Source organism: Terrabacter terrigena (assembly GCF_042676085.1).
Taxonomy (GTDB): Bacteria; Actinomycetota; Actinomycetes; order Actinomycetales; family Dermatophilaceae; genus Terrabacter; species Terrabacter terrigena.
This window is the reverse complement of record NZ_JBHTKH010000012.1, coordinates 49135-63142: the sequence shown is the minus strand read 5'-3', so window position 1 is coordinate 63142 and position 14008 is coordinate 49135. Positions and strand designations below refer to the sequence as shown.

The window sequence follows — 14008 nt, the reverse complement described above, 5'->3', positions numbered from 1 at the left end:
CACCGGGTTGAGGATCGAAGCCCTTACTCGGGACGGCCAACAAGGCGATCCTCGTGATGACCTCGACGGCAACCGATCGGCCGGTGTAGCGCTGAGCCGCCAGCGGCCCGGGATCCCGCGATCCTAGGACGGGGCGCGGATGAGTCATTGCGCCGCCTGTCACACGGTCCGCGGCTGGACTCACGGAGTTGTTGTCGACGTCAGATCGGAGCTGGTCGGTTTCACCCGAGGGGACGAGATCTTCGCCAGTCTGGAGCTGCCCAAGACTTCGGGAGCTGCCGGATCATCCGGGGGACAGGCGCGACGTTGGATCCATGGGGCCCAGATGCTCAACGTCACTCATCGTAGGCGCCGAACGCCTGCTGGCGCGTGAGGGACCTGATGCGCTCATCGTCGTATCCCAAGATGTCCCGCAGCACATGGGAGGCATCCTCGTTACGGGCAGGGGCACGACGGAAGTCCCCGGCACCGTTTCCGACGCGCACGGGGCTCGCCACCTGTCTTACGGTTCCGAACCGCGTATGGGTCGTCTCCATGATCATGTCGCGGGCAAGCGTGTGAGGGTCGGCAAGCGCCTGGGCGACGCTGTTCACCGGCCCGCTCGGGATGCCTGCGAGGCGCAGCTCATTGAGCCAGTGCGCCACGGTCTGCGATTGAAAGATGCTTTCGAGAAGCGGAACGAGCGTGGCCGCGTTTGCCCGGCGCGCGGCAAACGTCGCGAAGCGCTCGTCGTCGGCGAGCTCCGGATGACCCATCACCCCGGTGAGGCGCCGCCAGAACTTCTCCTTCGGGCAGGCGACGACGATCCAGCCGTCGCGGGTCGGGAAGGCTTGGAACGGGACGATCGACGGGTGGGCGGAGTGATGGGTACGGGCGGGCTGGAAGTCACCGTTGAGCTGCCAGATCGCGGGATACGAGAGCATGGCCACTGCTGTATCGAAGAGGCTTACATCGCAGTCAGTCCCGATGCCGTCGCGACGGGCGGCGTGCACTGCCGCCAGGACTGAGATCGCAGCCACGAGCCCGCCCGAGTAGTCCACTAGGGAGAGCCCCGACTTGGTGGGTGGGCCGTCCGGTTCGCCGGTCAAGTCCATCCAACCGGTGAGCCCCTGAAGGACATAGTCGTATCCGGGCTCTGCAGAGCGGGGACCGCTCATCCCGTACCCGGTCAAAGAGCAGCAGACGATGGCGGGATTAAGTTCCTTGAGGTCGTCGTACATCAGTCGCAGCTTCGGCGGCACGTCCCCCCGCAGGTTGGAATAGACGACGTCGCTGTGGCGAACGAGATCCTCGAACAAGGACCGGCCGGCTGGGTTGGCGATGTCCAGAGCGATGCTGCGCTTGTTGCGGTTGAACGCCTCGAAAAACAGGCTGTCTTCGCCTTCTTGGAACGGCGGAACGTACCGAGCGACGTCTCCTCCAGTTGAGGGGTCTTCGATCTTGATCACCTCGGCGCCAAGGTCGGCGAGGTGCATGCTGCCGAACGGCCCGGCCCCGTACTGCTCGACGGCAAGGATGCGGACGTCCTCGAGTGGCCTCATGCGGGCCGCCCGTTACTTGTCGCACGGGCCGCAACCAAGGCGGCCGTCCGCGCCATCTCGTTCCCGACGATCATGAGTCCTTCGTCGACTCCCATCCCGGGTCGAGCGAGAACCTGCTGGGCGTCGCACGCCATGGCTATGTGGGCACAGACCTGAGCGGATCTGTCGGTCTCGTTGCAGGTGCCGCCGCAGTAGGCGAGAAGCCCATGGTCACGCACAAGCAGCAGGGCCTCGACGGTGTTGTTGACGCCGCCGAGGTCTGGCGTCTTGACGTGGATCATGTCCGCAGCGCCGGCAGCCGCGAAGACTTTGATGTCGTCGAGGGTGTTGCACCATTCGTCGGCGGCGAGTTGGACGCTGGAACCAAGGCGTCTCAGTTCCGCGCGCAAGGCGGTGAAGGCCTCCACCTGGCCGTCGCGGCTCCCCGCGTCGACCGGGTGCTCGATGCGGAGCTGGAAGGGCGCGGCGAGGTCGCCGACGCGGGCGAGGTAGGCCGCCATGGTCGTGGTCTCGGCATCGAACGCGAGGCCGACGGTGCCGTAGAGGTCGAAGTGCAGGACCGGGTGGTAGCTCTCGCTCGGACGCAGCTTCAGCACCCGAGCGCGAACCCATTCGACGTAGTCCGCGAACAGCTCTCCCGAATGACCAAACTTCGTCTCCACGTTGTTGACGAGACCGTGTGGCAGCGCGTCCACGCCCTTGAGGATCATCTTGTCGACGTTGGTGTACCGGTCATCACCGCACTGGGCGAACACGGGCACTGGAGAGAGCTGCGCCCCCGTGCCGTACTCGTCCCGGACGAGCTCAGCCATGGTGATGCCTCGCGCCTTGGCAGCGGCATCAAGGATGGCCTGGGTGACGCCGTACCTCGCGGCACTGTGCAGCGGACGCCCGTCCAATGTCATCTGGTCGATCTCGGTGGCCAGCGACCGGAAGTCGGTCACTCTCCGACCGAGCAGTCTGGGCCGAACCTGTCCGATGACGACGTCAGCCATGGCGTCCGCGTCGAGTGCCGGGTCGCGTCCGCCGGCGCCAGCGTACTGCACGGTGGCGCAGTCACCATGGGCGATCTGGCCGTCCGAGAGGACGAGGAGGACTGACAGCGCCTCACCCGGCATACGTACCCGGGAGAATCCCGGTGTCAGGGGGGCTGCGAGGTAGCTGAAGCCGTCTTGGCCGGCGTCCGCGCGGATGGCCGCCTGGTCGTCGGTGAAAAAGCCGGAGCGCACAGGGACGCAGACGAGGTCGACGATGAGCACAGAGGTTCTCCGGGAGTGGGGGACGCCGGTCACCGGTTGGAGACCGCGCGAGGTGGTTCAGAAGAGCGACTTGACCAAGCGCCGCGAGGAGTTGAGATGCTCGCGCATCGCCTTCTCGGCGAGTTCCGGGTCCCGGCTCTCCAGAGCGGCGATGAGGTCGGCGTGGGTCAGCATCGACTCCAGGTTGGCGGGTCGGTTGGCCCAGTAGCTGCGCCAGAACCGGAGGCTGTGCAGGAGCAGCCTGTCTCCGGCGTCCTGCAGCAGCGGGTTGCGGATCATGTGGACGAGGAAAATGTGCACAGCATGGTCGTCGCGCAGGAACTGCTCGTGGTCGCCGCCAAGGCGCGCTCCGTCCGCAGCCTTCACCAGCTCCCTCAGCTGCGCTATGTCCTCGTCGCTCGCGCGGGCTGCCGCGATGTACGCGATGCCACACTCGACTGCCTCACGGGCCTCGAACATGTCCAGAATGTCGTCGAGCGCCAACTGGGTGACCACGGTGCCGCGACGCGGTAGGACGGTGATGAACCGGTCACCCGCCAGGCGCGCCAGCGCCTCGCGAACCGGAACCCTACCCAACTCGAGCTCGTCAGCCAGACGTTGTTCGTTCAGGAACGTGCCCGGTGGGAGACGCAGGTCGACGATGCGTTCCTGAAGCATCTGGTAGGCGATGTCACTCGCTCTTTTGGCTGCCACGAGTTTCTCCATCTTGAAGGTCGGCTAGTGCCGCTCGCGGGTGCCCTCGTCCGTCGTATGCCCCCGCACGGGCAAGAGTCTCCGAACGAGTGTGACCCCCGATGCTGCGCGACTCGCCTTTCTGGGTCCACGTGGAGGCTATCTCTGCACCGAGGGCCAGATCGAAGCGATGACGCATGAGGAACAGCGAGGCGTCGTGCTGGGCAGCGTCGTCGCTCGCTACGCAGTCCTCTGCCACGACGACGTAGTAGTCGCTGAACATCGCGTCGCGGGCCGTGGACTCCACGCACCCCTCCGTGGTGCATCCCGTCACGACGACGGTCTCAATGCCATTGCTGCGCAGCAGCAGGTCGAGGCTCGTGCCCCAGAAGGCACTGGACCTCCACTTCGGCACCACCATCTCGTCCGCCCGAGGAGCTAGGTCGTCGACGAACTCCTGTCCTCGACTGCCGACCTGCGTGTAGTGCAGCGGCGCGGCGCGCCCGTGTGCCGACTCGTGCATCCGTAGGTTGAACCGGATCTGGGCGGGGGAGTCGCTGCGTCTTCCGGGCAGGCTGCTCATCTGGACATGGACCACCAGCACTCCTGCTCGACGAGCCTCCTCGAGCAGCTGCCTGAGCCGCGGCCGCATCGCCTCGTACATGCTCACGTCGACGCCCAGGCGAGCGAACGCGCCGTCTGGCTCGACGAAGTCACGCTGCATGTCCACCAGGACGAGCGCGGTGTGCTGCGGAGCGACGAGTTCGTCCAGCTCGGTGAGAACGCGCTTGCCGTCGACCTCGATCACGTCAGCCTCCAGTTCTTGGGGAATGATCCGCCTGCCACCGCCGGATGCAGCACATCAACGTTTCCTAAGACTGTTATACAGAGCCCTTGCGCACTGCGCAACAACTGATGTATCACTGGTACACCACCAGTTCCGCACAGGAGGAACCCATGAGCACGACCCCGTCACGGGCCCCCGCAGAGCCACAGCCTCCGCATGATGCGCCAGCCACCGCACAGCGGCGGCCGACCAGGCCTTCGGGCACGTTCCTTGTCCGGTTCGGCCTGCTCGTCGCTTGGGCCGTCGTCATCGTCAGCTTCATGCTCATGAGCGACGTCTTCATGACCAGCGGCAACTGGGCCTCGATCCTTCGCTCGCAGGCCGTCTTGGTCGTCCTGGCCTTCTCGCTCATCCCCACGCTGACGGCAGGCGAGTACGACCTGTCCGTTGCCGCAAGCCTGGCGCTGTCGGCCATGCTGGTTGCGATACTGACCGTTCAGCAGGGATGGAGCACGCCGCTCGCGGTGGTGACCGCCATCGTTGCGGCCGGCCTGGTGGGCGTCGTCAACGCGGTACTCGTCGTGGGGATCGGCATCGACTCGCTCATCGCCACCCTCGGAACACAGACATTCCTGGCTGGTGTGATCCTCAAGATCAGCAACGGCGAGACGATCTCGGGAGTGCCGTCAGGGCTGGTCGAACTGGTGAACACGCCCAAGGTTGGCCAGTTGCCACTGGGGTTTTTCTACGCTCTGGGCCTTTGCATCCTGCTGTGGTACATCGCCCAGTACACGCCCCTGGGCCGCCGCCTGCTCTTCGTGGGCCGCAACCGGAACGTGTCACGCCTCAGCGGGCTGCACGTCTCACGGCTACGAGCGGGCTCGTTCGTCTTCGGTGGCCTGATGGGCGGCCTCGCCGGCGTCATCTACGTGGGCACCAGCGGCTCGGCCGATCCCACGTCGGGGCTGACGCTCCTGCTGCCTGCCATGGCGGCGGTTTTCCTTGGATCGACGGCCATCTTTCCTGGGACGTTCAACTCGTGGGGCGCGCTGATCGGCGCCTACTTCCTCGCGACGGGGATCAACGGCCTGGCCCTGCTCGGCATCGGGGTCTACGTGCAGAACCTCTTCTACGGCGCCGCCCTCGTGGTCGCCGTAGCCATCGCCGTCATCGCTGGTCGCAGGCGAGCCAAGGCGTAAGTGCTGTTCCCGGTACGCCACTTTCTCAACCCCTTCACCACTAATGGAGCCAGTGTGAAAACAACACGCATGATGACCGGTTCGTTCCTCCTCCTCGCACTGGCGTTGGCCGGGTGCGGACAGGGAGGCAGCTCGAGCGCGTCAGGGGGCAGCGACGAGAAGTCCGCCCTCACCAGCGCCCAGACGGCCGAGCTACAGGCCAAGATCGACAAGTACAAGAAGCTGCCCGAGCTTCCTCCGCACGGCGAGCCCTTCGATGCCAAGAAGGCGGCCGGCAAGACCATCATGACGATCCCGTCCTCCAGCGCCCTCGAGTTCTGCCACCAGGTGGACCTCGAGCTGGCAAGGGTCGCCTCCGAGTACGGCGTCAAGGCGGTGGAGTACGAGAACCAGGGACAGCCGAACCAATGGGTCGCCGGCATGAACGCCGCCGAAAACAGCGGGGCCAACGTGGTCAACATCGCGTGCGGCACGGATCCCTCGGTGCTCTCACCGCAGACCGCGCAGCTGAAGGCCGCGGGCATTCCCGTCGTCGCCGCGCACAACTACGACCCGACGAAGAAGGAGCTCGCGCCCAACCTCGCCGGCATCGTCAACGCGCAGTACAAGACCGTCGGGGAACTGCAGGCCGACTGGGTCATTCTGCGGACGAAGGGACGCGCGAACGTCTTGGCGATCGACGACATCGGCAGCGATATCGCCACTCCCGAACTCGTTTCCGGTATCAAGCAGGAGTTCGCCAAGTACTGTCCGCAGACCTGCAAGGTGAGGCACGTCTCCGTGCCGATCCCCAACTGGTCAACGGCGATCTCGCCCGTCGTGGCGGCCGAGCTGAGCCGCAACCCGGATCTCAACTACGTCATCGGCGTCTACGACGACATGGTGAAGTACATCCTCGCGCCGCTGACCTCGGCCGGCGCCACCGATCGGGTCAAGATCGCCACCTTCAACGCCTCTCCTTCGGTCGTCAAGATGATCCAGGAGGGTGACGTGGTCACCTTCGATGTGGGCGAGGACTCCAACGGGCTCGCCCGTGCCATCTTCGACCAGGACGCCCGCGTCCTGGCCGGTCTGCCCCCGAGCAAGCAGTCGTATGCCGCTCTGCGCATCTTCGACAAGAGCAACGCCATGGAGGCCGGCAGCCCGCCCAAGTTCACCAACGGCTATGGCACCGCTGCCGCGGACGGCTTCAAGAAGCTGTGGTCCGGCACCGGTCAGTGACGGTCGTTCACCGGTGAGGCCGGTGTTGTGACACGAAGGAAAGTACGACCCGCCCGTGGACGGCACGCGAGGCTCGAGCCTCGCGTGCCGCTACGGCGGCAGACTCTGACGAAGGCGGAGACGGCATGACTGCAGTGACTCACGAGGGCACGAGCGCCCTGCGCATCGAGCGGCTCTCCAAGCGGTTCGGCGGTGCACACGCACTGGACGACGTGGCCCTCGAGATCCGTGCCGGCGAGATCCATGGGCTCCTCGGCGAGAACGGTTCCGGAAAGTCGACGCTCATCAAGGTGCTGGCCGGGTATCACACGCCCGAACCTGGCGCCCTGATCTCCGTCGGCGACGTGCCGGTGGACGGCACACTCGACCAGAAGCAGCTTCGCCGACTGGGTCTCAGCTTCGTGCATCAAGACCTTGGCCTGATTCCGTCGCTGACAGTCACGGACAACTTCATGCTCGTCGAGCAGGACGAGCTGTCCCCGCTGCGGATCTCTTGGTCACGACAGCGCCGACGGGTGGCGGAAGCATTGCGCTCGTACGGCGTCGACGTGGACCCCGCCGCCGTCGTTGAGCAGTTGTCCCCCTTGCAGCAGGCCCTCGTCGCCGTCGTGCGCGCGGTGGGCCGCCGTGAGGATGATCACCCACTTCGCCTGCTCATCCTTGACGAGCCGACCGTGTTCCTCCCGGCCAAAGAGGTCGGGATGCTCTTCTCACTCATGCGACGTGTCGCTGCAGAGGGCGCCGGCGTGCTCTTCGTCACCCACGACATGGGTGAGGTGCTGGAAGTGACCGACCGGGTCACCGTTCTGCGCGACGGTCGCCTGCGGGGAACGCGCGAGACCGGGGCTACCAGCGAGCGTGAGCTGATCGAGCTCATCCTCGGGCACACCTGGGCCCAGGCTCACGCGCTCCAAGACCGCCAGGACAGGCGAGCAGGTGCTGAGCTCGTCCAGGTCAGCGGCCTGAGCGGCGGTGGGCTGCATGACATTTCCCTCTCGGTTCACGAGGGAGAGGTCCTCGGCGTGACCGGGCTGGTCGGCTCTGGCTTCGAGCAGCTCCCGTATCTGCTGCTCGGTGGCAAGAAGGCCGACACGGGCCGGCTGAGAGTTGGCGCCTGGGAGCATGACCTGACGAGTCTGCGCGCCAGCGACGCGGTCGCCGCCGGGGTCGTATTGGTGCCCGGCAACCGCCTTGCCGACGGCGTCGTCGCCGACTTCACCGTCTCCGAGAACATGACCTTGCCCGTCCTGCCGCGGTTCTTCCGGGGTGGGCGCCTGCGGAGGCGAAACCTCGTCGACCACGCGTTGGGCTTGATGCGGCGCGTCGACGTGCGGCCGCTTGCCCCGGAAGCCCCGATCTCGTCCCTGAGCGGCGGAAACCAGCAGAAGGCGGTCATCGCGAAGTGGCTGCAACTGGAGCCGCGGCTGCTCATCCTGCACGAGCCGACCCAAGGCGTTGACGTCGGGGCGCGGGCACAGATCGTCAAGGAGATCCGGTCGGCCGCAAAGGCCGGGACGGCGGTCATCGTGGCGACGTCCGACTACGAGCACCTCGAGGATGCGGCGGACCGGGTCCTCGTGCTCGCGAACGGTGTTTTGCGGGAGGAGCTGACCGGCAGCCAGGTGAGCCGGCACAACATCAGCGAGAAGTGCCTCATGTCCACCAGCGTGGCAAGCGCCGGGACTCTTGCTGCCGAGGCAACCGCCCACCCGGCGGATGTGGACGGCGCACGTGAGTGACCGCCTGACCACGCCGCAGTACAGCGACGACCTCGTTCTCAGCAACGGTGTCGCGCTTGTGGGTGAGGCACTCGACGCCAGGCCCTTCCAGCGCATGCTGGTCCGCGACGGACGGGTCGCCACCTTCGATGGCGAAGGCGGTGACTCGTCTGCGCCGACACTGGACCTGCAGGGGCAGTTCGTCCTGCCCGGACTGATCGACTGCCACGTCCACTTCGATCTCGCAGCGGCCCCGGCGGCGTACGACCATTGGACCAAGGGCCCGCTCGTTCGCTCGCTGACGTGCCTGCACAACGGTCTGCTGGCCCTCAGCCGCGGCATCACGGCGGTCCGCGACCTCGGCTGCGCCGACCACTTGGTGCTGGAGTATGCCGCCCAGGTCGACAGCGGAGTCCTGCTCGGTCCGCGAGTAGTGGCGGCAGGCCGTCCCATCACGGTGACCGGGGGCCATTTCTGCCGGTATGCCCGCGTCGCCGACGGCGCCACCGAGGTGCGCAAAGCGGTGCGTGAGCAAGTGGGCGCCGGTGCCAAGGTGATCAAGCTGATGGCGACCGGTGGCATATCCACTCCCGGTGACCCGCATGCGAGCCAGCTCACCGTCGACGAGATGACGGCGGCGGTCGAGGAGGCTCACCAGCGGGGGGTCCCAGTGGCCGCACACGCGCACAGCCCCGCCGGGGTCCGCAACGCCCTCGCTGCCGGGGTCGACACCATCGAGCACGCGGCCTTCATCGACGATGCTGCCCTGGAGGCGCTGAGTCGGAGCCGCGCGACGCTGGTGCCGACCGTCAGCGCCCTGAACAACATCGGAGGCGGTCTCGGTATCCCCGAGGCGACCGTCGAGAAGAGCCTTTCGGCGCGGGGAACCTATCGACAGAGCACCCAGCGTGCCATCAGGGCCGGAGTCCGCATCGCGGCAGGCACGGACGCCGGTACTGCCCTCAACCCCATCGGCGGCCTGGTTGACGAGCTCGCGATGTACTGCGATGCCGGGATGACGCCCGTAGAGGCGTTGCAGAGCGCCACGTCGCGCGCCGGTGCCGTCCTCGGCGACGGACTAGGCGTGCTGGACCTGGGCAGCCCAGCCGACATGGTCATCGTGAAACGCGATCCCCGCAGAGACCTCGACGCACTACGCGAACCCGCGTACGTGGTGTCGCGGGGCCGGCTCGTCCCGATGCCGTGGGTGCAAGAGGCGCTGCGGCAGCTCAGCGAAGCCACCAAACCGTGAGATACCCGAGATGCGAAGGAGATACGCGTGATCATTGACATGCACATGCACGTCGACGACATTCCCGCGCTGGGCTGGCACATGTCCGCAGGGCAGTGCATCGAAAGCATGGACGAGGCAGGGATCGACGCCGCCGTCGTCATGACCATCACCGACCTGCCGGAGGTGAACCCAGATGCCCTGGAGATGATCGGCGAAGCATGCGCCCAGTACCCGGGCCGACTCTTTCCGCTGGCGCGGATACACCCGTGGTACCAGGACGAGGCGGTGCGACTGCTCAAGCTGGCGATCACGGAGTACGGCTTCCGTGGCCTCAAGCTCCACCCCGTCACGAGCATCGCGCATCCCAGCGGGGAGGACACCATCCGCCTGATCCGCACCGCCGGCGAGCTTGGCGTTCCCACGCTCTTCCACTGTGGGGACGAGCCTATGACGACTCCACTGTCCATCGCGCCGGCAGCCGAGGCGTGCCCAGAAGCGACAGTCATCCTTGGACACATGGGCGGTTACTTCCACGTCGATGAAGCCATCGAGGTGGCGGACCGTCTGCCGAATATCGTCCTCGAGACGTCAGCCATGCCATACCCGGAGAAGATCAAGGAGGCCGTGGCGAGGATCGGTGATGAGCGCGTCGTCTTCGGAAGCGACGGCCCGGTGTGCTCGCCGGTGCTCGAGCGGCGGAAGATCGAGATCGCGGGACTCACAGCCGCGCAGGAAGAACGCGTACTCGGTCTGAACGCCATGAGGCTGCTGAGGCTCCCGTCATGATCGTCGATGCCCTCGTCACGCTGGGAACCTCGAGGTTCGGGATGCAGCTCCAACCTGAAACGGCACTGGAACGTTGCAGGGCAGGCGGGATCGACATGGCTGTTGCGACTGCACCGCACCCCGTCGACCACGACTTCGACCGGGCGAACCGAGAGCTGGCCGACGCGGTGGACGCGGCCAGTGGCCGTCTCGTCGGGCTCTGCCGCGTCGACCCCTGGGACGGTGAAGACGCCCTGGCCCTCTTGGAGCGCTCTGTGAACGAGCACGGCCACCGAGGGCTCCTGTTGCACCCGGCCGAGGAGCACTTCCGCATCAACGACGCGCGACTGATCCCCCTTGCGCAGCTCGCCGAAAATCTGGGAATCCCCGTGCTCGTCGCCGCTGGCTATCCGTGGCTGTCCGAACCGTCACAGGTGGCGCAGTTCGCCGGGTGGTGTCCAGGGGTGCCGGTCGTCATGACCAATGGGGGCCAGTTCAACATCTCCGGCCTCTCCCAGATCGACGCCGAAGCCGCGCTGCGTCTGGACAACGTCCACATCCAGACGAGCGGGGTGTACCGGGAGGACTTTCTCCAGAAGGTCGTTCGTACCTTCGGGGTCGAGCGGGTGATGTTCGCAAGTGCGGCGCCCTACTTCGACCTCGACTATGAGCGGATGAGGGTCGGACTCCTGCACGTCGCCGAGGAGGAGCGAGCGCAGATCTTCGCCGGCAACGCGCAGCGGGTCTTCCGTCTGGATGAGCGGGTGAACGCGTGAGCGGGGCACTGAGCGGCCGCGTCGCCCTCGTCACCGGTGCCGGTCGAGGCATCGGCGCCGCCATCGCGGAGGCATACGCTCGCGAGGGCGCGTCGCTCTGCCTGGCCGATCGTGATGCCGATGGCGGCATCGCGGAGGTGTCACGGCGGTGTGAGGCTCTGGGCGTCCAGACGCTCCGGCTCACCGCCGACGTCTCGGACGAGGCCGACGTGGTCGCCATGTTTGGCCGCGCCGAGCAGGAGTTCGGCGGGGTGGACGTCGTAGTGAACAACGCAGGCATCCTGACGGAATGCCGCGTGGAGCAGATGTCCACGGCGATGTGGGACGAGATGATCGCGGTGGACCTACGCAGCGTCTTTCTCTGCTCACGTGCGGCGCTGCCCCACATGCAACGCCAAGGGTTCGGACGCATCATCAACGTCGCCTCCCAGCTCGGACAAAAGGGGGGCGTGGGCCTGGCGCACTACAGCGCGGCAAAAGCCGGCGTCATCGGCTTCACACGAGCACTGGCGCGCGAGGTCGGCAAGCACGGCATCACGGCCAACTGCATCGCGCCGGGTCCCATCGACACGCCCTTGGCTGACGGCTTGTCGGACGAGTGGATCCGAACCCTCACCGCGAGCCTTCCGCTGGGGAGGTTTGGGGCACCGCACGAGGTCGCCCCAACCGCCGTGCTCCTGGCGAGCGACCCGGCAGGCAACATCTACACCGGGCAAACGCTCGGACCCAACAGCGGGGACGTGATGCTTTGATGACCAAGACGCTATTCATTACAGGTGCTTCCAGCGGAATCGGTCGTGCCGTCGCCGCATCCCACGCCCGACAAGGTGGGAACGTCGTGATCGGCACCTTCGCTGGCGACCCCCATGACCCGGCTGGCACCGTCGCAGACGTCGAGCGGGCCGGTGGTCACGCCCTGGTCGTCGAGGCCGATGCCCGCAGCAGCTCGGAACTGGATGATGCGTGCCGGGTCGCTGTCGAGCACTTCGGAGGGCTTGACGGCGTCGTGGCCAACGCAGGATGGCTGCAGCTCGCCCCGCTAGCGGAACTCACCGACGATCTATGGGACAGCGTCATCGACGTGGACCTCAGCGGAGTGATGCGTACGGTGCGATCCGCGTGCCGTTACCTCCAGCCTGACAGCGCGGTTGTCTGCGTATCCAGCATCGCAGGGGGAACGGTCGGCTGGGCCGGCCACACCCCGTACACCGCTGCGAAGGCGGGGGTTTTGGGCTTCGTCCGCACTGCCGCACTTGAACTCGCGCCCCGACGAATCCGCGTCAACGCAGTTCTTCCCGGAGTCATCGAGTCGCCCCAGTCGCTAGATTCCCGCAACTCAGCGGGCCCAGAGGGCCTGACCAGGTCCGCACAGAGAATTCCGCTGGGCCGTGTCGGCAAGCCGGACGACGTCGCGGAGGTGGTGACGTTCCTGCTCTCCGATCAAGCGAGGTACGTCACCGGTCAGTCCGTCACGGTCGACGGGGGTCTCACCGTCGCTTGGCCGACGTAGCGGCAAGAGGCGGCGCCGTCCTTGCCGGCGGCCGATCCGTGTCGACCGGGCGCCTTCGACACTCGGCAAGGCAATCCACGAACGTCCGTCGACTGCCCTTCCTAGCGCCACGGGCTACGCCCGTCGCTTCACCACGAGCACGAGCCAAGGAGTATGGTGCGCCCTCTTGAAGGCACCACGATCGTATCGATCGAGCAAGCGGTTGCCGCGCCGTTCGCCACGCGACAGCTGGCGGACCTTGGAGCGCGAGTGATCAAAATCGAACGTCCCGGAACCGGTGACTTCGCCCGGGACTATGACGAAACCGTTCGTGGAATGTCCTCCCACTTCGTCTGGCTTAACCGCTCGAAGGAGTCACTGGCCCTCGACCTGAAGTCGGAGCTCGGGCGCCACGCCATACACGCGCTGCTACAGAAGGCGGACGTCTTCATCCACAACCTGGCGCCTGGTGCGGCAGAACGGCTGGGGCTTGGCGCAACGGCACTAAGGGCGCGGCATCCGCAGCTGGTGCACGTGTCGATCTCCGGATATGGAACTGACGGCCCCTACACACACAAGAAGGCCTATGACCTCCTGGTGCAGTGTGAGGCGGGCCTCCTGTCGATCACCGGCTCCCGTGCCGAGCCAGCCAAGGCGGGTATCCCGGTGGCGGATATCGCCGCGGGAATGTACGCATACACCGGAGTGCTGACCGCTCTCCTGCGCCGCCACCGGACGGGGGAGGGGGCAACCCTCGAGGTTTCGATGTTGGAGGCCCTCGCGGAGTGGATGGGCTTCCCTATGTACTTCTCTCACTACGGCGGAACGCCACCTCCGCGGAGTGGTGCCTCCCATGCTGCCATTGCCCCGTACGGGCCGTTTCTCTGCGGAGATGGAGAACGAATCTTCTTGGCGGTCCAGAACGAGCGTGAATGGGCCTCCTTCTGCCGTTCGGTGCTAGGTGTCCCCGGACTGGTCGACGACCCACGCTTTGTGACAAACAGCGCGCGGGTCCAGAACCGGGACGCGTTGTCCGCGCAGATCGAGCAGGTATTCGGTTCCCAGACGGCAGAGAGCGCCGTTCGTCGTCTGGAGAAGGCTGGCATCGCAAACGCGCGGCTTCGTGACCTGACCGGTCTGGTCAACCACGAACAGCTCGCGGCGCGGCATAGATGGCGGGAGGTGGACTCACCGGTGGGCCCACTGAAGGCGATGCTCCCGCCCGCAACTCTGTCGGGAGAAGAACCGGTCATGGGCCCCATACCGGCGCCCGGGGAGCACACCGAGAAGATCTTGGCCGAGCTGGGGATCGCCTCCAGTGCGGGACCACGGTGACTCGCCGGGTAT

The 14008-nt window shown here is 66.3% G+C and carries 13 protein-coding genes; 9 read left to right on the top strand and 4 right to left on the bottom strand.

The features are described 5' to 3' along the window. Positions 1–335: 335 nt before the first annotated feature. The 4 genes from ACFQ2V_RS16395 to ACFQ2V_RS16380 are packed head-to-tail and all read right to left on the bottom strand — an operon-like array spanning position 336 to position 4280. Positions 336–1541, bottom strand: coding sequence for a CaiB/BaiF CoA transferase family protein (locus ACFQ2V_RS16395; RefSeq protein ID WP_386053923.1), 1206 nt, complete (start codon positions 1539–1541; stop codon positions 336–338). Continuing rightward, positions 1538–2800: a methylaspartate ammonia-lyase gene (locus tag ACFQ2V_RS16390; protein WP_386053922.1), complete on the bottom strand. Its 1263-nt coding sequence runs from the start codon at positions 2798–2800 to the stop codon at positions 1538–1540. Before ACFQ2V_RS16390 ends, ACFQ2V_RS16395 begins: the two co-directional genes overlap by 4 nt. 57 nt (positions 2801–2857) lie before the next feature. Next, positions 2858–3493: a GntR family transcriptional regulator gene (locus ACFQ2V_RS16385; RefSeq protein WP_386053921.1), complete on the bottom strand. Its 636-nt coding sequence runs from the start codon at positions 3491–3493 to the stop codon at positions 2858–2860. Then, positions 3471–4280, bottom strand: coding sequence for a cysteine hydrolase family protein (locus ACFQ2V_RS16380; RefSeq protein ID WP_386053920.1), 810 nt, complete (start codon positions 4278–4280; stop codon positions 3471–3473). Before ACFQ2V_RS16380 ends, ACFQ2V_RS16385 begins: the two co-directional genes overlap by 23 nt. 149 nt (positions 4281–4429) lie before the next feature. Here ACFQ2V_RS16380 and ACFQ2V_RS16375 point away from each other — a divergent pair, with 149 nt between their 5' ends. The 9 genes from ACFQ2V_RS16375 to ACFQ2V_RS16335 all read left to right on the top strand — a co-directional run bounded on the left by ACFQ2V_RS16375 (position 4430) and on the right by ACFQ2V_RS16335 (position 13996). After that, complete coding sequence (locus tag ACFQ2V_RS16375) at positions 4430–5458, top strand: ABC transporter permease (RefSeq protein ID WP_386053919.1); 1029 nt, start codon at positions 4430–4432, stop codon at positions 5456–5458. Next, positions 5459–6679, top strand: coding sequence for a sugar ABC transporter substrate-binding protein (locus ACFQ2V_RS16370; protein ID WP_386053918.1), 1221 nt, complete (start codon positions 5459–5461; stop codon positions 6677–6679). 125 nt (positions 6680–6804) lie between these two features. Continuing rightward, the gene (locus ACFQ2V_RS16365) at positions 6805–8418 is read left to right on the top strand and encodes a sugar ABC transporter ATP-binding protein (RefSeq protein WP_386053917.1); all 1614 of its coding nucleotides are present in this window, start codon (positions 6805–6807) and stop codon (positions 8416–8418) included. After that, positions 8411–9649 (top strand): metal-dependent hydrolase family protein, encoded by a 1239-nt coding sequence (locus ACFQ2V_RS16360; protein ID WP_386053916.1) that lies wholly within the window; start codon positions 8411–8413, stop codon positions 9647–9649. Before ACFQ2V_RS16365 ends, ACFQ2V_RS16360 begins: the two co-directional genes overlap by 8 nt. A gap of 27 nt (positions 9650–9676) precedes the next feature. Next, on the top strand, positions 9677–10417 hold the full coding sequence (locus ACFQ2V_RS16355) for an amidohydrolase family protein (RefSeq protein WP_386053915.1): 741 nt from the start codon (positions 9677–9679) through the stop codon (positions 10415–10417). Continuing rightward, positions 10414–11172, top strand: coding sequence for an amidohydrolase family protein (locus ACFQ2V_RS16350; RefSeq protein ID WP_386053914.1), 759 nt, complete (start codon positions 10414–10416; stop codon positions 11170–11172). Before ACFQ2V_RS16355 ends, ACFQ2V_RS16350 begins: the two co-directional genes overlap by 4 nt. Beyond that, positions 11169–11924 carry an SDR family NAD(P)-dependent oxidoreductase gene (locus tag ACFQ2V_RS16345; protein ID WP_386053913.1) on the top strand — a complete coding sequence of 252 codons (756 nt, stop codon included), beginning with the start codon at positions 11169–11171 and terminating at the stop codon, positions 11922–11924. The genes ACFQ2V_RS16350 and ACFQ2V_RS16345 overlap by 4 nt, the downstream gene beginning before the upstream one ends. Beyond that, positions 11924–12682: an SDR family NAD(P)-dependent oxidoreductase gene (locus tag ACFQ2V_RS16340; protein WP_386053912.1), complete on the top strand. Its 759-nt coding sequence runs from the start codon at positions 11924–11926 to the stop codon at positions 12680–12682. Before ACFQ2V_RS16345 ends, ACFQ2V_RS16340 begins: the two co-directional genes overlap by 1 nt. A gap of 153 nt (positions 12683–12835) precedes the next feature. Further along, positions 12836–13996 carry a CaiB/BaiF CoA transferase family protein gene (locus tag ACFQ2V_RS16335; RefSeq protein WP_386053911.1) on the top strand — a complete coding sequence of 387 codons (1161 nt, stop codon included), beginning with the start codon at positions 12836–12838 and terminating at the stop codon, positions 13994–13996. Positions 13997–14008: the final 12 nt, after the last annotated feature.